This window comes from Clostridium disporicum (genome assembly GCF_001405015.1).
GTDB lineage: Bacteria > Bacillota > Clostridia > Clostridiales > Clostridiaceae > Clostridium > Clostridium disporicum_B.
The window spans coordinates 54,023-74,022 of record NZ_CYZX01000005.1; the positions used below are offsets into that span (position 1 = coordinate 54,023).

Below are 20,000 nucleotides of genomic sequence, written 5' to 3' on the forward strand. Positions count from 1 at the left end.
CTCTCCATTTAAATCTTAATTACTCTTCATCTTCAGGCTCTATAGTTTCTTGAACCCCAAATTCCTTTTTAACTTCTGCTATTATCGAAGCTGTTTCATCACTTGGAATTATTTCTTGTCTATCATTTTCACTTTCAAGTATATCAAAGAATATTTCTCTGTTGTCTATATCTACTCTGCTACAAACAACCTTTACTGAATCTCCAAGTCTATATATTTTTTTACTTCTTTGACCTAAAAGCATTAAGTGTTGTTCATCATAAACATAGTAATCATCATCTAAATCTGTTATATGAACAAGTCCTTCTACTGTGTTAGGAAGCTCTACAAATATTCCAAATGATGTAACAGAAGATATAATACCTTCAAATTCTTCTCCAATTCTATCCATCATATATTCAGCTTTCTTTAAGTCATCAACTTCTCTTTCTGCTTCTTCAGCTATTCTTTCTGTATCTGAAGACATCTTAGCTGCAATTTCTACTATAGTAGTAAGCTTTTCAGTTCTCTTTTCATCTATCTTACCATTTAAAAATTCTTTAATAATTCTATGAATTTGTAAGTCTGGATATCTACGTATTGGTGAAGTAAAGTGACAATAATATCTAGCAGCTAATCCAAAGTGTGAAGTACATTCTGGAGTATATTTTGCTTTCATCATACTTCTTAATAAAAGAGTACTAACTACTACTTCTTCTTTTTTACCTTTTACTTTTTCCAACACCTCTTGTAACATTCTTGGATGTATATCTTGAGTTGGCTTCATGGTATATCCAAGATTATAAATAAATTCTCTGAATCTATCTAGCTTCTCTTCATCTGGATCTTCGTGAACTCTATAAACAAACGGTATATTATTCCAGAACATAGCCTCAGCAATAGTTTCGTTACATACAAGCATAAACTCTTCTATTATTCTATTTGCTATTTCTCTTTCATAAGGTCTAATATCTATCGGCTTACCATTTTCATTTAATATTATCTTAGACTCTTCAAAGTTAAAGTCTATTGCTCCTCTTCTCATTCTCTTTTCTCTTAAGATTAAGCAAAGCTCTTCCATTGTCTTAAAATCATCTACAAGATAGTCATATTTCTTTATAAGTTCTTCATCTTTATCCTTTAATATTTTAGTAACGTCTGTATAAGTCATTCTTTCAGAAGTTCTTATAACAGTTTCTGCTATCTCATGATTTAAAACCTTACCTTTATCATCAATTATCATAAAACAACTTAATGCAAGTCTATCTACCTTAGGATTTAATGAACATATTCCATTAGAAAGCTTCTTCGGTAACATTGGAATAACTCTGTCTATTAAATATACTGAAGTTCCTCTTTTTAAAGCTTCCTTATCTAGAGGATTCTTTTCTTTTACGTAATGAGTTACGTCAGCTATATGCACTCCTAATTTATATCTTCCATTATCCATTCTTTCTATAGATACGGCATCATCTAAATCTTTAGCATCTTCTCCATCTATAGTAACCATTCTTAAATTTCTTATATCTTTTCTTCTTCTAATTTCTTTTTCATCTATCTCTTCAGAAATTCCCTCAGCATAACTTAGTACCTTTGGTGGAAATTCTTCTGGTAATCCAAACTTCTTAATTATAGTTAATATATCTAATCCTCTATCACCTTTTTTACCTAGTACCTCTTTAACTATCCCTTCTGGACTTCTTCTTCCATCTGGCCACTTAGTTACTTTAACTATAACTACATCTCCATGGTTAGCTCCATTTTTATCTTTTTTAGATACAAAAATATCTTGATTTATTCTTGTATCTTCTGGAACTACAAACCCAAAGTTTCTGCTATCTTCGTAAACTCCAATTATAGTAGTATTAGCTCTTTCAATAACTTCTACTACTTCTCCCTCTTTCTTTCTACCATTTCTATCTTCTCTAGTTATTTGTACAATAACTCTGTCACCATTCATAGCACCATTCATTGAAGAACTCGGTATAAATACATCTGGCTCTCCTTCAGTTTCTGCTATTAAAAATCCAAATCCCTTTTTATGAGTTTCTATTCTTCCTTGCACTAATCCAATTCTTTCTGGTACTGCAAATCTATCTTTTTTAGTTCTAACAATAAGACCTTCTAACTCCATTACTTTTAGAGCATTTTTAAAATCCTTATATTCATCAGGATTTATATCAAATACTGAAACTAGTTCCTGAATATCCATAGGTCTATACGCTTCTTCTCTCATAAAATTTAATAACGTTTCTTTAATTCCCATATATAAATTTTCCTCCATATTTCATCACTATAATTATTCCCATAATTTTCATTCCCCAGTCATTTATTATAGTACCACAGTAATATATTTTTATTCAAAGCACTCGTTGTAAATTCTAACCTTTATAATTTATTGCAAAATAAAATAGACCACCTAGTTGTAGGTGGTCTATCATATATTAAAGTAAATTTAAAGCTACTGTATTTATAGCAAATAAAAGCATTGAGATTATAGTTATCTTTGCTAACATCGCTTCCTTAGTCTTTGCTTTATTTTTAGCAAAGAAAGTTTCGCTTTTACTACCTTGTATAAGTCCACTTAAAGCATCAGCTTTACTTTTTTGCATTAATATTGATACTACAACTATTAATCCTAAAACCGCTTCTAAAACAAATAAAAAACTTTTCACGGTTACACCTCCCAATTATCACTTTTATTTGTATTCATATGAATCAATGATAACATAATAATAATTAAAACACAAGTCATTTTACAAATACATCCATAATCGAGCAGCAAATTTAATATTTTTTATTTGCTCTTACTCCTACGATTTTATGTTAATATTTCCATTCTTTTTATGTTTATAATTTTACTGAGCATAAAAGAGATGACCTATTAAAAGATCACCTCTTTATACTATCTAAATTCTATATCATCACCGTATACTAGCTCTGAATTTTCTTTAATATATTTAACTAACTCATCAACTTGAGCATAAGCTACAGCTACATATGTGTCTGCTGCTCCATAGTAAATCGCTATTCTTCCTGTTTCTGCATCATGTAAAGTTGCACAAGGGAATGCCACATTAGGTACAAATCCTGTAGTTTCATAGTCCTTTTCAGGAGTTAACAAGTAATCTCTAGTTCTATATAAAACCTTGCTTGGATTATCTTTATCTAAGATTGCAGCACCCATACTATACACAAATCCATTACAAGTTCCTGAAACACCATGGTAGAATAGTAACCATCCTTCAGTAGTTTCTATTGGAATTGCTCCTCCACCAATCTTAGTTCCTTGCCACCAACCTGAACCACCTTTAGACATTACTCTTCTATGTTTACCCCAGTGAACTAAATCTGGACTTTCACTTAAGAATATATCTCCAAATGGAGTATGTCCACTATCACTTGGCCTACTTAATAACATATATTTATCATTAATCTTTCTTGGAAATAATACTCCATTTCTATTGAATGGAATAAATGGATTTTCAAGTCTTGTAAACTCCTTAAAATCCTTTGTCATTCCTAAACCTAAAGCTGCTCCTCCAAATTCAGCGCACCAAACTATATAATAAGTGTCTTCTATTTTTACTAATCTCGGATCATAAGAATAATTTGGTTGATAATCATTCCCAGCTTCATCTTTCCAATGAATTTCTTCATCTTCAATATCCCACTTTAATCCATCTTTACTTCTTCCTAAATGCAATTGTGGTTTACCATGTTTATGGTCTGCTCTAAATATTACTATAAATCCATCTTCATATGGTACTACTGCACTATTAAAAATTCTTGCTGTTTTCTTTGTAGGGTTCCATCCTATAATTGGATTTGCACTATGTCTCCAAACAACGCCTTCATACCCTTCTGGTTTATCTTGCCAAGGAATGTTTTTCAATTCACTACCTATTATTTTTACCATTTTCTTTTCCCCCTCAATCTGTATACGTTTTGCACAATATTCAATAATAAAATAATAACCTATGTCTAAACTTTACTATATTTAATTTATTAATTTAACTACTTTTATATATCACCATAATTATTGTATATATATCATAAAAACTACATATTTTATTAACTCCAAATATCATCTCCAAAGCTTTTTATAAAACTAGTTAATTCATTAGCCATTTCCTCTGCCTCTGGTATTCTTATATGCCCTGGTGTTCCTAAACCATTTCTTTTAAATTTAAATCTAACTATCTTTTCATCATTTATATCATTTGTCATTTCATCTAAGGCATCATCCCAACCTTTGTTATGACATAAAATAGTAGTTATAATAACAAATAAAGCCTCTGGATATTTGCTTCTTAAATCTAAAATAATATTTTTATATTTTGCTTTCCATAGTTCTCTTTTTTCTTTATCTTCATCTATATAGTCATATGGATGTGCATCATTCTGCCCAAGTGCCATTATTACTACATGAGGAATATAATTTGAGAAATCCCACTCATTGCAATAGCCTAATTCTGGATTATATCTTAATTTGTCATAAGTTGATTCTAATCCTAAATATCCCCTATCAGGATTAAAGTATCCAGTTCCATTCATTACTGCAATTCCACCTTGAGCAATATTATTAATTTCTGCTCCTAAATTTCTCGCTGTCATCATAGAATATGAATACCATGAATTAGATAATGTTCCTTCATGTCCTTCTGGATCTACTTTTCCCACATAATCTAGAGCTTCTGAAACTTCTCCTGCCGAAACAGAATCTCCAAAGCATTCAATTCTTCTATTACTTTTTTCTTCTGGGGCTTTTATACAACACCACTTATCTAAAATTACTCCGTAAAAATCAAAATAATGACAAGCGGAAGCTCTCTTATATAGGACTAAATCATGAATTCCTTCTTTAAGTCCTTCTGCAACATTTAAAATAATATCTTTGCCATGTTCTTCTATAACTACTTTCCCTGTAATATTTCCATCAATAATAAATCCAATGGCACTTTCGTACCCTCCACCATTATTGTTAATAGCTATCTTTAATGACGTTCCTGTAAATTTTGTTCTAATTGTACTTCCAGCATAAATGATAGTCGGAGCTTTAGGATTTTCAAAATCTACTCTCCCCATATATTGATAATTAGGATTATCTGCTTCTATTAACGCATATTTATCTTTATCAAGGTTTTCTAAACGCATAAATTCTCTCCTTCTATGATACTAATAACCCCATAATATATATTTCTTTATATATATTATTACTATCTACTAAAAACTCAATTGTATATCTTTCTTTCTTATCTCCTTCTATTAAAACTTCAGTTTCTGAATAATCACCCCATCCACCTTCAAAATAGCTATTTATATTCTTGATATAATTTCCATTAATCTTAACATCAAAACTTCCTGCAGTGTCTTTTATTAATTTCTTATATAGTACAAATATATTTTTTCCTTCTACCTCTAACTTTAAGTTACCTTCACTAGAGAAATCTGAATCAATAGTCCAACCATTTTTAAAACCTTGGAATCCTTCAGTATCTACTACCATTCCTTTAGTACATATAACTTCAACACTATCAGAATTTAAAATCTGTCCTTTAATATAATCTTCACCAAAAACAGGTTGTCCAATTATTTTGTCTTCATTTCCCTTTATATCATCGTCTCTATCTATGCTTTCTAATAAATTAATCAATAACTCAGAAATTATCTTATGTCCTTTATCATTTGGATGTACCTCATCAGAAGCCACTTCATTCCACTTCAAATTTCCATTACTTATCTCAGTTCTAATAGCATCTCTAAAGCTAACCATTGGAACATTATATCTTTTTCCTATCTCTATCTGTTGCTCTTGAACATTTCCTAAAATATCAGTACTCATAAATACCTCAACTACAGCTGGCTTACTATTATGAGTTAATATTCTTCTTATTAAACTATCATAAGCTATTTTATTGTATTTATTATCTTTATCATTAACAGCAAAATCTACAAATACTATATCAGGATTTTTACTTAAAACTTGATTTTCTACTCTATGAACTCCTATTATAGAACCTGTAGCCCCTATTCCTGCGTTCAAATACGTTACGTTAATTTTAGGGAATCTATTTTTAAACCATAAATAAGTTCTGTTTGCATAACAGTTTTCATGAATTGTAGCATTACATCCTTGCGTTATTGATCCACCTATAAAAGCTACTGTAATATCTTCTCCTCTATCAGCTTTTTCAAATACCTTTTTAACTTTATACGTATCTCCTCTATATACTAAAGATTCTTTTAACATTTCTTCACTTGCTATTCTCCCCATAATATCCACCTACGCTTTCTACTAATTTAATATTCTTATAGAAATATTTCATTATAATTTGAAATCTAAAATAGTTATTTTTATATTTTTATTATACATATTAAACAATTACATCTATTAAAATCATATTTTTATACTATAAATAGTAATTACTGTTTATATTAATTGAATGAAAAAGGAGCTACTTTTGTAGCTCCTAAATATATTATTCTTTAATATTAAAGAATGCTTTTCTTCCACGATATTCAGCAACATCGTCAAGTTCTTCAGCTATTCTTATTAATTGATTGTACTTAGCAACTCTTTCAGATCTTGCAGGTGCTCCAGTCTTAATTTGACCAGCATTAACAGCAACAACTAAATCTGCGATAGTTGTATCTTCTGTTTCACCACTTCTATGAGAAATAACTGCTGTGTATCCTGCTCTATTAGCCATTTCTATAGCATTTAAAGTTTCTGTTAAAGTACCAATTTGGTTTAATTTTATAAGAATAGAGTTTGCAACTCCCTTTTTAATTCCTTCTTCTAATCTTTCAGTGTTAGTAACAAATAAGTCATCACCAACTAATTGAACTTTCTTTCCAAGTCTTTCTGTTAATAGCTTCCAACCTTCCCAGTCTTCTTCTGCCATACCGTCTTCAATAGATATGATTGGATACTTGTTAACCCAATCTTCTAAGAAATCTACCATTTCAGCAGCTGTTAAAGTCTTTCCTTCATGTTCTAAAACATATTTACCATCTTTATAGTATTCAGAAGATGCTGCATCTATAGCTATAAACATTTCTTTTCCTGGTTCATAACCAGCTTTCTTAATAGCTTCCAAAATAACTTCGATAGCTTCTGCATTTGACTTTAAGTTAGGTGCAAATCCACCTTCATCTCCAACACCAGTAGCATATCCTTTATCATTTAAAGTTTTCTTTAATGCATGATAAACTTCTGCACATGCTTGAACTGCTGTATCAAAAGATTCAAACCCTACAGGCATAACCATAAATTCTTGTAAATCAACAGAGTTATCTGCATGAGATCCACCATTTATAATATTCATCATTGGAACTGGTAAAACCTTCGCATTTACTCCTCCAACGTATTGATATAAAGGTAAGCCTAAATAGTTTGCAGCAGCTTGAGCAACAGCAAGAGATACTCCTAGTATTGCATTAGCCCCTAACTTACCTTTATTGTTAGTTCCATCTAACTCTATTAATATTTTGTCTATATAAGTTTGGTCAAATACGTTACATCCTATTAATTCTTCAGCTATTGTATCATTAACATTTTCAACAGCTTTAAGTACACTTTTACCCATGAATTTAGATTTATCACCATCTCTTAATTCAACAGCTTCATATATTCCTGTTGATGCTCCTGATGGTACAGCAGCTCTTCCTACAGTTCCATCTTCTAGATATACCTCAACTTCTACAGTTGGAAAACATCTTGAATCAAGTATTTGTCTTGCTACTACATCAACTATTTCCACGAAATTTTTCATTACATGTCTCCTCCTTAATTTATAAGTGAAACATCTTCTCCTTTATTGTCGAAGATGTAACTTTCAATTGTAAAATATAAAATTTTGATTTTCAGTTATGAAACACCTTCTCCTTAATGTCGAATGTGTAAGTTCAGCTTACCAAATTAAAATTTGGAACTTCACTTATGAAACATCTTCTCCTTTATGGTCAAAGATGTAACTTCCAATAAATCTCTCTTGTTTATTTTATCCACAGCCTAGGATAATATTCATTAAAAATACCCTGATAATGTTAAAAAACAGTTATCTTATTTTATAAAATTTTTTAAGGTATAAAAAATAAAGCTAACACAAATGCTAGCTTTATTTTTAGAAGTTGCAATTCAAACTCACTAAGTAATTATAAATTCTACATTTTCTATTAATCAGTTAAACTATTTCCTCATTATCTTGCTTATAGTAATATTGTTCCATCTTCTTTCCCCACTCAAGACTGGTTTTTTTATCAAATCTCTCCACATAGTTTAGAAACTGATCAAGTACATTTATTCCATTTAGCCCCTTCATCAAATGTCTTGGATAAGATACTTTCCTTCTATAACATTGCTTAGGATCTATAACCATTACCCTTTCATCATCACCTACATAAACATCTCTACATCTTATATCTAATTTGGTAAATCTTAATTCCTCAAACTCTTTAATCAATTTATATAGGTTATATGATAATTTTTCAGTCAATCCATATTGCTCAATATAATGGTCTAATCTCATACCATCAACTTTTTCTCTTAAGATATAATAATCTCCTCGGCTATATATTTTGGGAAAATATTTTGATCTCCTTACTTTTTCTAAAATATCAGCTTCTTCCTTACAAATCTTTTTTTCTAAAAATATTTTTAAGGCCTTATTTCCTGGTACCTCATATACAATCCCATTATGACCTTCACCTAAAAATTCTGCTTCTCTAAAAAGGTTTTCCACTTCTTTATCAAAATCCGCTGAATATGCATATGTTCTAGCCATCACACCCTACCTTATTAAGTATTTGTACTATTATATTATTAATATTAATATAATATTCAATTAGTGATATTTATCTATTATGACAAATATAAATTTATATCTATTCTTATATGCATTACTCCAAGACCAATAACTTATTTGTATATAATTCTTATTAAAGGTTTAGGCTCTGTTAGAAAAAATCTAACAGAGTCTAATTTTAAATTAAATCTTGTTTTTGTAGAAAATTATATAATGCACCTAACTTATTTGCATTATTTCCATATTTACATATTCTAACTAATGGTCTAATTGTTGCATCATCATTATTATTCATTACTTCATCTATCTTCTTATTAACCTCTTCTAAAAATCCTTCTCTTTCACAAATAGCTCCACCTAGTATTATTACTTCTGGATCATAAGTATATTGAATGTTATATATTCCAATAGCCATATATCTAAAGAATTTATTTACCTCTTCAATAGCTATCTCATCACCATTATCATACAATTCAAATGCTTTAACTCCATTAAATTCATCTATATTTATCCCTTTTCTATCTGCGATAGCTTTTGCTACTGCAAATGTTGATCCCGCTCTACTCCAAGATAAATATTTTTTATTTACAACATCTATATCTACGAAGCAATATCCAAACTCTCCACCATGTTTATGGATTCCTGTATGAATTTTTTTATCCTTAATTAAGGCTCCTCCAATACCAGTTCCACAAACTACAAAAGCAGAATCATTTGCATCCATTGCAGCCCCTCTCCAGCATTCACCTAAAGCTGCACAATTTGCATCATTTTCGATTTCAATTGGTAAGCTAGTCATTTCATTTAAAATGACTTTAAAATTTGGCCCATGAATATATGGTAATGCACTCATTCCTCCTATTATTCCGCTTACTGAATCTACAGCTCCTGGTGCACTTATAGCTACTCCCTCTAACTGATACTTGTCCTTTAACTCATTAACCTTATCTGCAATAGCTTTAAAAAATTCCTCTATAGTTTTAGGAATAGATATTTTTCCATTCTCTAAAAATTCTCCATTTAAATTTATTATAGACCATTTTACAGATGATCCTCCTATATCAAATGCAATATAATTACTCATACTATAACTCCATTCTATTTATATTTTTAAACCTTTACTTAAAATTTATTATCTAATATTCAAAAATACAATATTGTGCTAGACAACTCTTTATTTTTGTATATATTTTCTTAAGCACAGTATATATTTATCTAATTTAACATTTCTTTAGACTTTAGCTCATTCCATCTATTATTTAAATCATTACTTAATTCTTCTACATTATCACTTACAATATACTCTTGTACAAAGGTATAATTTAATCCAGTTAGCTTTCTTAAGCTATCATATTTTTCATGATTAATATTTATATAATCTTCTCCATAATCAATAATATTATCGTGAATTATAACAGGTATATCAAAACTTTGAATTTCCTTAAGAAAATTTTTACTTTTATCACTATTCTTTGATATTGGTAATATATTCACTGCATCTGCATATCTATCATCTTCAAAAATAAATTTAAAAAATGTTTTTGCTGCTTCAGGGTACTTTGTATTCTTAGAAATTCCAAACCTATAATCACCGTAAACTATTATTTCATTAATTTCTGGTAATGGAAAAATTCCTATATCTTCGACATTCATTCCTATATCCTCTAATTGATATTTATAGTTAGAATTCCAAAATATCATAGCTACTTCTCCATTTTTTATATCTTTTTTACATTGCTCCCATTCATAATTTAATAAATCCTCTTCACAATATCCCTCTTGAACTATTGTCCTTATGAAGTTTAAAGATTTATATAATCCATTCCCTTCTTCTAGTATATTTACTGAATTTAATATAACTTCATCTTCAAACTTATTATTAAATGCATATGGTAATGTATCTATCCACGTACTCATTGTCCAACTATTTTTATAATTTATAGCCATAGGAACCTTATTTATTGCTTTTATTTTTTTACAAACTTCAAAAAATTCTTCATTTGTCCTTGGTATACCTTCAATACCTGCTTCTTCAAAAACTTTTTTATTATATAAAACTCCATTCCATGATATAGAACTATCTATATTGTATAATTTCCCATCACTACCAATCCCACTAGAATAATTATATATACTATCTTCATCAAACCCCAATCCATCTAAAGGCATAAAATACTTACTATATTCACTTATCTTTATAGCTGCAGGAACTAACGTTATATCTGATAATTCACCTACTGTAGCCTTTCTTTGAAGTATCTCTTCTGCATCTCCGATAAGCTCCAGTTCAACTTTTACCCCCTGGATGCATTTCTTCAAAATCACTAATTAAAGCTTCTAATTCTGCTTTTTTATCAGTTCTATTACTAACAAACCGTATTGTTCCTTCTAATTCCTCATCACCTTTAGCAGTTATATCATTAATATTATTTTTATATATAGCTGTACAACTAATAAAAATACTACTAATAATCATAAGATATACACCTAGTAAGATTCTCTTCATTTTATGTTTATTCATAAATTCTAACCTCTTTCATAATACTTAATAAATATTACTCTTATTCACTCACCCTATTATTTCTAAAACTATTTGGTGTTGCTCCTGTTATCTTCTTAAATGCTCTTCCAAAAGTTATAGAATCGTTATATCCCACATTTTCTGCTATTTCATAAACCCTCAGATTTGTTGTTAATAATAAATCTTTTGCAACCTGTATCCTATATCTAGAAAGGAAATCATAGAACCCTTCCCCCATCTCCTTTTTAAATAGCTCTGATAAATAATTCTGACTTAAAAACACTTCATCCGCCACTTCTTTAAGTGTTATATTTTTATTGAAGTTTTTAATAATATACTGCTTCGCCAATTTTATAGCTGTAACATTTGTTTTTTCATTCTCATCATATATATTATTATTCATTTCTTCTGATAAACTTAAAATATACTTTTTGGCCTTACTTTCACTACTAATATTATTTTTTAACTTTCTAAAAAGCCTTGACTGTTCACGTAACTGCCAAACTTTATCAGTATATTCAATAATAAATACATTCTTATCGTTTTCAACTAAGCTGTCAGCTTTACTTATAATATCTTCTGTTAATTTATTAATTAAATTTACTTCGCTACATTCTAGATAGAACACTATATATACGTTATCTTCAAAATAAAAAGATAAATATTCTACATCTTTATTTAACTCTAATATATCTCTTATAAAATTACTTATTATTGTCTTATCATTATTTCCATCTCTCTGAACAATTGTCATCTTATACTTATAATTTTCATTTAACTGTATATTCTCTAAAAGTGATCGGTCTGTTTTATAATTTGTTTCAACGTTTGAAAATAATATATGTTTAAAAAAGTCCTTTTTTAATACCTCTATTGATTTACTTAATAACTTATCTTGTTTCTTATTTTCTTTAATTTTAACTTCTACTTCTTCAATCACCTTTTTAAGCTCTTCTTGCTTTATAGGTTTAAGTAAATAATTAAATGCTCCTGATTTCATTGTATCTCTTACATATGTAAATTCATCATATCCACTTAAAACCACAAACACAGGAGGGTTGTCCAATTCTTTTGCTGACTTCTCTATTAATTCACTTCCCGTCATTATAGGCATCTTTATATCTGTAATGACCAAATCAACTTTATTATCTCTTAAATATTCTAGTGCAACTGCCCCATTATTAAAGTCTGAAATTACTTCATGTTGTTCAAATAATCGTTTTATTATCTTAGTTAATCCTAATCTAATAATTTTATCATCATCTACTACTACTATTTTCATAATTCCTCCTGAAGCTTATAAATTATAGTATAATTCATACTAAAATTATACATTAAATGTTTACATTTTTAAATATATTACTTTTTAAATAAATTTTATTTTTTTTACTATATTATGTATAATTAAATTAAATAAAATTTCTAATCATATTTAACTCTATGGGATGGCAATTATTATGTTTAAAATGAATTTATCAATTAAAAGACTCACTATATTTATTTTAATTTTTATGTATGTTATATATTTTTTAGCTACTTCATTAAACTTATATTCATATTCTAAATATGAATTTAACAAAACAGAAAAAGTAGTTAAAAATTTCAATTCAAGTCTAAGCCAACAGATAATAGAAAAACTTAACAATATTTCTGATGTATCTAAATACCCATTACTTATCCCAGAAGTAAGCAAACTTAATGCTATTCTAAATGATAATAATAGTGAAATTACTGATTATAACTATTTAAAATATATCTGTGAAATGATGTTAATCCAAAATGATTCTATAAACGGAGCTTATATATATGACCTAAAAGGTCGTGGAGTTTTCTCCAGCAGAAATAGTTCAAACTTTAAATTAATCAATCCAACCTTAGAAAATTGGTTTCAAGAAGCTTTATTATCAGATAGCCAAACTAATATTTTTACAAATATAACTGAAAATAATATATTTGATATCGAAATTGATAGCTCTACTAAATTAATAGCATTAACTAGGAAGATTATTGATTTAACAACAAATCAACCTACTGGTTTAATCCTTGTGACAGTACCTGTAGAAAACTTTTTAAACCTATTAACTAACGATTTACCTTTTAATAGACAAGTTATTTCTATACATGATTCTGATGGTAATCTGATAATGACTACCAATAAAGATTTTAGTATAGATAACTATTCTATTAACACAGATTATAAAAGTTCAGAGCCAACAATTAGCTATATAACCGAGGGAATAAAATATGTTAACTGTAAAAATTATATTCCTGAATCTAATTGGATTCTTACTAATACTATGCCAAAATCTGAAGTATTTAGAGTTAATAGTTTATATATAATATTATTTTTTATAAACTTAATTTTCTTCTTAATACTAACTATAATTTTATATATATTCTTTATACGAAGAATATTTAATCCAATAAAATCTTTAATAGTTAATATGGGGGCAAATAATTTAGAAAAAAATCTTAACTCTACTATCTCATATAATAAAGATGATGAAATAGGATTATTAATTAACTCTTATAATAAAATGAAGATTCGTATAAATGACTTAATAAATATAAATTATAAAAACCAAATTGAGCAAAAAGAATTGGAACTACGACAATTACAAAACCAAATTAATCCCCATTTTATATATAATACCTTAGAATCTATACACATGATGGCTGAAATTAATGATGATTTAGAAACCTCAATAATGGCAGAATACTTTGGTTCTATAATTAGATATAGTATGAATAGAAAAATCAATACAGTTACATTAAATAAAGAATTAGAAATAATAAACAATTATATATATCTACAAAAAATACGTTTTGATCAACTATTCACCATTGAGAATTTGGTTCCTGATGAATTATTAAATTGCGAGATAATCAAAATGATAATCCAACCTTTAATTGAAAATGCTATCTACCATGGACTTAGTGAATGTAGTGGTGATGGTAAAATAATAATTCAAGGTCAAAAAATAGATAACAATTTATTATTATCTATATCTGATAATGGTATTGGTATGGATGAATCAACTCGTGATAATCTAAACGACTATATTAATGATAAAAATAATAATTTTAAAGGCATCGCTTTAAGAAATATAAATAGAAGATTAAAGCTTAATTATGGCTCTAATTATGGGTTAGAAATATTCAGTATTAAAGGTAAAGGGACATCTATGGTTCTAACTCTTCCTTTCATAATTAAATAATCTTTATATTTACCCCAAAATTTTCCCCATGGATTCTTATCCATGGGGTTTTCAGATTATATATTTAATGATCTTAACTTATGAATCATATCTATTTGAGTACTATACATATCTTCTCTTTCATTTATATATATCCTTTTTAACTCATTATCATCTTCATTATTAATCTTTTCATCCATATCTCTTATTAGTTCTCCTATCTTAAAAAGATGTAAAGCTAACTCTAGAGCATTTTTAGATTCTTTCATAAAAATATCCTCCCGTAAACCTCTTAAACTACCTTAACTTTGGTAAATCTTCAAGAGTTATTAAAAAATCATCATTAAAAAATCTTTTTAAAACATCATTTGAGTTCCATACAATTTTTTCTGATACATTATTCCAAACCATAAACCAAAGCCAATAAGCTTTTGATGATTTTATAAGTTCAGGATCAGGTATTGGGCCATTTTCTCCTAATGCTAACGGTTTTTTAGTAGTTGGAATACTATAAAAAGTATTATACTCTTCAATTAATGGTCTATTATCTCCTAATGATGAATAATAATCTGCACTATTTATATCTACCACATCATCACCTGGATACCACTCTTTATCCGGGGAATTCCACACCCATATTAAATTATTAAGATTATGATAATTAACGTATCTATCATACATTAATCTATATAATTTAATATAAGCTTCTTTTCCATACGCTCCCCACCAGAACCAACCACCACAAGCTTCATGAAGTGGTCTCCAAAGTATAGGTACATTAGCATCTTTAAATTTTTTTAATTCATAAGCAATCATATCTAAATCTCTAATCAAAGCTAAATTTTCTTCAGTCCCATCAATAAGTGCTTTAACAAGATCAAAACTTGTGTTTTTTGTATAAAAACTTTTATCCTTTCCATTCAAAGGCGAAAACCAATGCCAACAAAAAGTAATTATTGCATTAGTATTCTTTGCCCAATATAAAGCAGCCTCTACACTTCCTTTATTATTGACTAATTCATCTATACATTCAAATGTACTTTCTGGTGTTTCTATTTCCCCTGAATAACTTAGAAAATCAAATCCCAATATAGCTGGAACCTTTCCTGTAACTCTTCTTATATATTCAATATCTGGCATAGTTGCTTTATTACAATGTTGTCCACTTATTATTCCTTTTTCAAATATACTTGAAAAATATTTCATCAATTTTTTGCATTCAATGCTAGCATTTTTATTAGATAAACTAAAGTTAGGAATATCTAATTCACTTATCTCTTTTTCTTCCATCAATTTTTTGCTCATTTTTCATTACTAACCTTATTTGTTAAATATCTTATAGGAAATAATCCTCCAAATACTATTATCAAATTTACTACTATAACCATAATATAAAGAACTTGTGCTGATGGATTTTTCCCTACTAATATTAATCCTAAAACTGATATGCCTAGCATTCCACAACCTATAGCTTGTATAAGTTTTATAAATGTAAGTATAGATGTTAAATCTATATCACTTCTTTTACTTTTTCCCTTTCTCTTTCTATCCTTTCCACATGATGACATGCTACATATCCTCCCTTATATTGAAGTAGTTCTGGTTCTTCCTTTTCACACTTTTCTGTATAGTAAGGACATCTTGTATGGAATTTACATCCTGATGGTGGATTAATTATGCTCGGCATATCTAAAGTTCTTAAAGGTAACTCTTTTGAACCTCCATCAGATCTCTTTCCAACACTTTGAGGCACCGCTGCAAGTAAGGCATGGAAATATGGATGTTTAGGATGATCGATAGCATCATATATATTATTTAACTCAATAATTTTTCCTAAATACATTACAACAAGTCTTCCATTTTTAGCGATATATCTTGCAGTTGCTAAATCATGTGTTATATAAACAAAAGATATATTGTACTTTTTATTCATCTTAGTCATTAAATCTATAAGTGAAATTCTTAATGATACATCAACCATTGATACAGGTTCATCAGCAACTATTAATTTAGGCTTAACAGATAATGCTCTTGCAAGTAAAATTCTTTGTCTTTGTCCTCCACTTAATTGATGAGGATATTTATATAAGAATTGCTCTTGTGGAACTAATCCAACTTCAGCAAAATATTCTTTTAATATTTTCTCAGCTTCTGCTTTATTCTTAGCTATTTTATGCTGTAATAACGGCATAGATAAAGATTGGAATATTGTTCTATTTGGATTTAAAGCAGCAAAAGAATCTTGATGAACCATCTGAACTCCTAATCTATAATCCTTAAACTCAGCTCTCTTTAGCTTACTTATATCTTTTCCTTTATATAATATTTTTCCTTTAGTCTGTTTATGAATTCCAACAATTAATTTGCCTAATGTAGTTTTTCCGCATCCACTTTCTCCAACTACCGCTACAATTTCTCCTTCTCCAACCTCTAAGTTGATATCAGATAATACCTTAACTTTTTCCTTTTTATTAACTCTATTATCGAATTCTATGCTTATATTATCTATTTTTAATAAACTCATTTTACGCACCTTCCTCTGACTTTACTGTAGTTAGACGTTCTGCAAATTCATAACATCTAGTGCATTTAGTATCATTTACAAAGTACATTACTTTAGTCTTTTCTCTACTTCCCTTACATTCACCAGCTAAAAAAATACTACAACGTGGAGAGAATTTACATTCATTAAATTCTTGAGTAAGGTTTGGAGGATTTCCTGGTATAGCTTTACGCTGTGTAACGTCATCATTTAATGTTGGTATTGCATTTAATAACCCTTTAGTATATGGATGAGATGGTTCTTCAAATACATCTGCAACTTCACCAAATTCTACTAGCTCTCCAGCATACATAACTGCAATTCTATCTATTACTCCTGATATAACTGAAATATCATGAGTTAAAAATATTAAAGTTACTCCTAGTCTTTCGTGAATATCTTTTAATAAATCTAATATATACCATTGAGTTATAACATCTAAAGCAGTTGTAGGTTCATCAAGTAATATTACCTTTGGATCTAATACAAGGCTTAAAGCTATTAATACTCTTTGCTTCATTCCACCACTTAATTGGTGTGGATAATATTCAAGTACATTCGTATCTAGTCTTACATATCTTAATACTTCTTCTGCTTTTTTTATAATATCTTCGACTGTTCTGCCTGGATCATGAGCTAACACAGTTTCAATAAAATGCTCCTTTATCTTTAATACAGGATTTAAAGCATTTTGTGCAGCTTGAAATACTGTAGCTATCTCTTTCCATCTATATTCATTAAACTCATCAGTGCTTAGCTCTAATAAATTAACTTTCTTGTCATCTTCATCATAATAATAAACTTCTCCCGATGTTATCTTTCCAGGTGCTTGTACAAGATTTAATATCCCTGAAGCTAAAGTTGATTTTCCGCTTCCACTTTCACCTATTACTCCTAATACTTCATTTTTATATATTGTAAAAGAAACATTGTCACATGCTCTTAGCTTTCCATTTTTTAAAAAGAATTCTATTGTAAGATTTTTAACTTCTATTAAAGGTTTCATAATGTACCCTCCCTATTTACGTAATCTTGGATTCATTGCTTCATCTAACCCATTTGCGAAGAAATAACATCCTAATTGGAATAAAACTATTCCCATAATAGGTGTCATAAAATAAACTATTGGTCCAAGACCACCATATAAAACTGCTGATTGTGACATTGCCATCTGTATCATCATTCCCCAATGGCTGCCTTTAAAAGGAACTAATCCTAAAACCATTAATGAAACTGATGTCATTATAGCTCCCTTCATTATCGCTATAAAGTTTATAGCTATAAATGAAGTTATATTTGGCACTACATCTTTTATAATAATGTTAATTGTGCTTATTCCCATTACTCTACTTGCCTCAATAAAATCCTTATTCCTTATTACAAGCACTTGAGATCTTATAGCCTTTGCAAGACCAGCCCATGACCATAAGCTTAATACTAATCCAAATAATATATCATTACTTACGTTTATAACCATTGAAAGCACCATTGTTACAGGTAAAGTTGGCATAGTTAAAACTATATTTGTTATTAACATTAATATTTCGTCAACTTTTCCTCCAACAAGACCTGCTGTTATACCAATTCCACATGCAAATACTATTGAAAATAATGCTGCATAAAAAGCAACTAATAAAACCGATCTTGATCCATTTATAAATAATGCTAAAATATCTCTTCCTGCATAGTCTGTTCCTAAAAGGTGAGCTGCAGAAGGTGGTTTTAATCTTGCTAAGTAGTTTGATTCCGGTGCAGGCACCACCATTGGTCCAAAAATAGCAAGTAATAAGAAAAATACTAAAATTAAAAATCCTACTCTCGCCATCTTATTTCTCCAAATTACTTGAAAGAATTCCTTTAGCGATGTTAAAAATGTTCCTTCTTTTTCAAAGGTTTTTATTTTATTTACACTTGCTGTACTATTCATATCTTATTTCTCCCTTAATCTTGGATTTAATTTAGTATTCAAGAATTCTGCAAATAATCCTGATAATAATACCATTACAATTATCATTAGGAACATTCCTTGCATAAGAGGATAATCTCTCCTTGAAATAGCTGTGGTTAGGTAATATCCAACACCTGGATAAACAAATAAATTTTCTATTAAAGGTGATCCTCCAAACATCATTCCAAATGATATAGCAACGCTTGTTACCATCGGAAGCATTGCATTTCTTCCTAAGTAGCTAAATATAATACGTTTATTTGATATACCTCTAGCTTTTGCATAATTTATATAATCTTCACCTAAAACTGACATACAGTTTGCTTTCATCCCCATTATCCATCCAGCTAATGTAGTTAAGAAATATGCTAAAATTGGTAATGCTGCATGACTTAATACATTTAATATAAATTCTAAGTTAAATCCTGGTGTAACTGATGAGTCATATGCACCTTTTGATGGAAATAATCCAAGTGTTAATGAAAATAATAAAACTAATAAATATGCAACTATATAATCTGGAATAGATCCTAAAACTGCTTGATATCCAGTAAGAACACCATCTAATAACTTACTTCTCTTCCAAGCTACATAAATTCCTAGAATTACTCCTACAGTAAATGATAGTAATAATGATATTGAACATACAAGCAATGTCCAAGGAAGAGCCCCTAAAACTATTTTAGATACTGATTCCTTAAAAGACATAGATTGTCCTAAATTTCCTGTTGCAATTCCCTTTACATATGATACAAATCTCTCAACCACCGGTTCATCTGGGTCATAATTTAAAGCTAATTTTGCTTTGTTGTAGGCTTGTTCATATGATAATTGACTTGATCTCATATATTCTTGCGTCAATGTATCGACTGGATCTCCTGGCATTGCTTGTATTACGAAAAATATTAATAATAACGAAGCTAGCATTGTTGCAAGACAAGTAGCTAATCTTTTCATGTCAAATCACCTCTTAATTCTAAATATAGGGCTGTTAACTAACAGC

General features: G+C 28.9%; 19 protein-coding genes. 1 reads left to right on the forward strand and 18 read right to left on the reverse strand.

The features are described 5' to 3' along the window. Positions 1–19 precede the first annotated feature (19 nt). From rnr to ARA56_RS04490, 11 genes are all read right to left on the reverse strand, one after another. A complete protein-coding gene (rnr, locus tag ARA56_RS04440; protein ID WP_055264391.1) occupies positions 20–2,245 on the reverse strand; it encodes a ribonuclease R in 2,226 nt (741 codons plus the stop codon). A gap of 178 nt (positions 2,246–2,423) precedes the next feature. Continuing rightward, the gene (gene secG, locus ARA56_RS04445; RefSeq protein ID WP_055264393.1) at positions 2,424–2,654 is read right to left on the reverse strand and encodes a preprotein translocase subunit SecG; all 231 of its coding nucleotides are present in this window, start codon (positions 2,652–2,654) and stop codon (positions 2,424–2,426) included. A gap of 230 nt (positions 2,655–2,884) precedes the next feature. Next, positions 2,885–3,898 (reverse strand): glycoside hydrolase family 130 protein, encoded by a 1,014-nt coding sequence (locus ARA56_RS04450; RefSeq protein ID WP_055264395.1) that lies wholly within the window; start codon positions 3,896–3,898, stop codon positions 2,885–2,887. A 155-nt stretch (positions 3,899–4,053) separates the two neighbouring features. Beyond that, on the reverse strand, positions 4,054–5,136 hold the full coding sequence (locus ARA56_RS04455) for an SGNH/GDSL hydrolase family protein (RefSeq protein WP_055264397.1): 1,083 nt from the start codon (positions 5,134–5,136) through the stop codon (positions 4,054–4,056). A gap of 13 nt (positions 5,137–5,149) precedes the next feature. Then, on the reverse strand, positions 5,150–6,256 hold the full coding sequence (locus ARA56_RS04460) for an SGNH/GDSL hydrolase family protein (protein ID WP_055264399.1): 1,107 nt from the start codon (positions 6,254–6,256) through the stop codon (positions 5,150–5,152). A gap of 205 nt (positions 6,257–6,461) precedes the next feature. Then, positions 6,462–7,757: a phosphopyruvate hydratase gene (gene eno / locus ARA56_RS04465; protein WP_055264401.1), complete on the reverse strand. Its 1,296-nt coding sequence runs from the start codon at positions 7,755–7,757 to the stop codon at positions 6,462–6,464. A 411-nt stretch (positions 7,758–8,168) separates the two neighbouring features. Then, positions 8,169–8,768 (reverse strand): serine/threonine-protein kinase, encoded by a 600-nt coding sequence (locus tag ARA56_RS04470; RefSeq protein ID WP_055264403.1) that lies wholly within the window; start codon positions 8,766–8,768, stop codon positions 8,169–8,171. Between the two features lie 199 nt (positions 8,769–8,967). After that, the gene (locus ARA56_RS04475) at positions 8,968–9,873 is read right to left on the reverse strand and encodes an ROK family protein (protein WP_055264405.1); all 906 of its coding nucleotides are present in this window, start codon (positions 9,871–9,873) and stop codon (positions 8,968–8,970) included. A gap of 131 nt (positions 9,874–10,004) precedes the next feature. Continuing rightward, complete coding sequence (locus tag ARA56_RS04480; RefSeq protein ID WP_055264407.1) at positions 10,005–11,114, reverse strand: ABC transporter substrate-binding protein; 1,110 nt, start codon at positions 11,112–11,114, stop codon at positions 10,005–10,007. Next, positions 11,077–11,310, reverse strand: coding sequence for a hypothetical protein (locus ARA56_RS16925; RefSeq protein ID WP_055264409.1), 234 nt, complete (start codon positions 11,308–11,310; stop codon positions 11,077–11,079). The genes ARA56_RS04480 and ARA56_RS16925 overlap by 38 nt, the downstream gene beginning before the upstream one ends. A 40-nt stretch (positions 11,311–11,350) precedes the next feature. Further along, positions 11,351–12,592, reverse strand: a complete 1,242-nt coding sequence (locus ARA56_RS04490) for a response regulator transcription factor (RefSeq protein WP_055264411.1) — start codon at positions 12,590–12,592, stop codon at positions 11,351–11,353. Between the two features lie 175 nt (positions 12,593–12,767). Between ARA56_RS04490 and ARA56_RS04495 the strand changes: the two genes are divergently transcribed. Beyond that, positions 12,768–14,528 carry a sensor histidine kinase gene (locus ARA56_RS04495; protein WP_055264413.1) on the forward strand — a complete coding sequence of 587 codons (1,761 nt, stop codon included), beginning with the start codon at positions 12,768–12,770 and terminating at the stop codon, positions 14,526–14,528. A gap of 56 nt (positions 14,529–14,584) precedes the next feature. Here ARA56_RS04495 and ARA56_RS04500 read toward each other — a convergent pair whose 3' ends face one another. From ARA56_RS04500 to ARA56_RS04530, 7 genes are read right to left on the reverse strand one after another with little or no spacing between them, the layout of a single operon-like run. Further along, a complete protein-coding gene (locus ARA56_RS04500; RefSeq protein WP_055264415.1) occupies positions 14,585–14,776 on the reverse strand; it encodes a hypothetical protein in 192 nt (63 codons plus the stop codon). A 28-nt stretch (positions 14,777–14,804) separates the two neighbouring features. Beyond that, entirely contained in the window at positions 14,805–15,812 is a 1,008-nt protein-coding gene (locus ARA56_RS04505; protein ID WP_084758953.1) for a glycosyl hydrolase, read from the reverse strand. Further along, positions 15,809–16,075, reverse strand: coding sequence for a hypothetical protein (locus ARA56_RS04510; RefSeq protein ID WP_055264419.1), 267 nt, complete (start codon positions 16,073–16,075; stop codon positions 15,809–15,811). The genes ARA56_RS04505 and ARA56_RS04510 overlap by 4 nt, the downstream gene beginning before the upstream one ends. Then, positions 16,018–17,031 carry an ABC transporter ATP-binding protein gene (locus ARA56_RS04515; RefSeq protein WP_055264421.1) on the reverse strand — a complete coding sequence of 338 codons (1,014 nt, stop codon included), beginning with the start codon at positions 17,029–17,031 and terminating at the stop codon, positions 16,018–16,020. The genes ARA56_RS04510 and ARA56_RS04515 overlap by 58 nt, the downstream gene beginning before the upstream one ends. A 1-nt stretch (position 17,032) precedes the next feature. Further along, positions 17,033–18,055, reverse strand: coding sequence for an ABC transporter ATP-binding protein (locus tag ARA56_RS04520; protein WP_055264423.1), 1,023 nt, complete (start codon positions 18,053–18,055; stop codon positions 17,033–17,035). A 12-nt stretch (positions 18,056–18,067) separates the two neighbouring features. Beyond that, a complete protein-coding gene (locus ARA56_RS04525; protein WP_055264425.1) occupies positions 18,068–18,976 on the reverse strand; it encodes an ABC transporter permease in 909 nt (302 codons plus the stop codon). A gap of 3 nt (positions 18,977–18,979) precedes the next feature. Next, positions 18,980–19,954, reverse strand: a complete 975-nt coding sequence (locus ARA56_RS04530) for an ABC transporter permease (protein WP_055264427.1) — start codon at positions 19,952–19,954, stop codon at positions 18,980–18,982. Positions 19,955–20,000 lie beyond the last annotated feature (46 nt).

Excerpts from the sequence above, each read along its gene's own strand:
- ARA56_RS04515 (WP_055264421.1), bottom strand. The coding sequence starts at position 17,031 with ATGAGTTTATTAAAAATAGATAATATAAGCATAGAATTCGATAATAGA.
- ARA56_RS04455 (WP_055264397.1), bottom strand. The coding sequence starts at position 5,136 with ATGCGTTTAGAAAACCTTGATAAAGATAAATATGCGTTAATAGAAGCA.
- ARA56_RS04460 (WP_055264399.1), bottom strand. The coding sequence starts at position 6,256 with ATGGGGAGAATAGCAAGTGAAGAAATGTTAAAAGAATCTTTAGTATAT.
- ARA56_RS04450 (WP_055264395.1), bottom strand. The coding sequence starts at position 3,898 with ATGGTAAAAATAATAGGTAGTGAATTGAAAAACATTCCTTGGCAAGAT.
- ARA56_RS04520 (WP_055264423.1), bottom strand. The coding sequence starts at position 18,055 with ATGAAACCTTTAATAGAAGTTAAAAATCTTACAATAGAATTCTTTTTA.
- ARA56_RS04510 (WP_055264419.1), bottom strand. The coding sequence starts at position 16,075 with ATGTCATCATGTGGAAAGGATAGAAAGAGAAAGGGAAAAAGTAAAAGA.
- eno (WP_055264401.1), bottom strand. The coding sequence starts at position 7,757 with ATGAAAAATTTCGTGGAAATAGTTGATGTAGTAGCAAGACAAATACTT.
- ARA56_RS04525 (WP_055264425.1), bottom strand. The coding sequence starts at position 18,976 with ATGAATAGTACAGCAAGTGTAAATAAAATAAAAACCTTTGAAAAAGAA.
- rnr (WP_055264391.1), bottom strand. The coding sequence starts at position 2,245 with ATGGGAATTAAAGAAACGTTATTAAATTTTATGAGAGAAGAAGCGTAT.
- ARA56_RS04495 (WP_055264413.1), top strand. The coding sequence starts at position 12,768 with ATGTTTAAAATGAATTTATCAATTAAAAGACTCACTATATTTATTTTA.
- ARA56_RS16925 (WP_055264409.1), bottom strand. The coding sequence starts at position 11,310 with ATGAATAAACATAAAATGAAGAGAATCTTACTAGGTGTATATCTTATG.
- ARA56_RS04505 (WP_084758953.1), bottom strand. The coding sequence starts at position 15,812 with ATGAGCAAAAAATTGATGGAAGAAAAAGAGATAAGTGAATTAGATATT.
- ARA56_RS04530 (WP_055264427.1), bottom strand. The coding sequence starts at position 19,954 with ATGAAAAGATTAGCTACTTGTCTTGCAACAATGCTAGCTTCGTTATTA.
- ARA56_RS04490 (WP_055264411.1), bottom strand. The coding sequence starts at position 12,592 with ATGAAAATAGTAGTAGTAGATGATGATAAAATTATTAGATTAGGATTA.
- ARA56_RS04500 (WP_055264415.1), bottom strand. The coding sequence starts at position 14,776 with ATGAAAGAATCTAAAAATGCTCTAGAGTTAGCTTTACATCTTTTTAAG.
- ARA56_RS04470 (WP_055264403.1), bottom strand. The coding sequence starts at position 8,768 with ATGGCTAGAACATATGCATATTCAGCGGATTTTGATAAAGAAGTGGAA.
- ARA56_RS04475 (WP_055264405.1), bottom strand. The coding sequence starts at position 9,873 with ATGAGTAATTATATTGCATTTGATATAGGAGGATCATCTGTAAAATGG.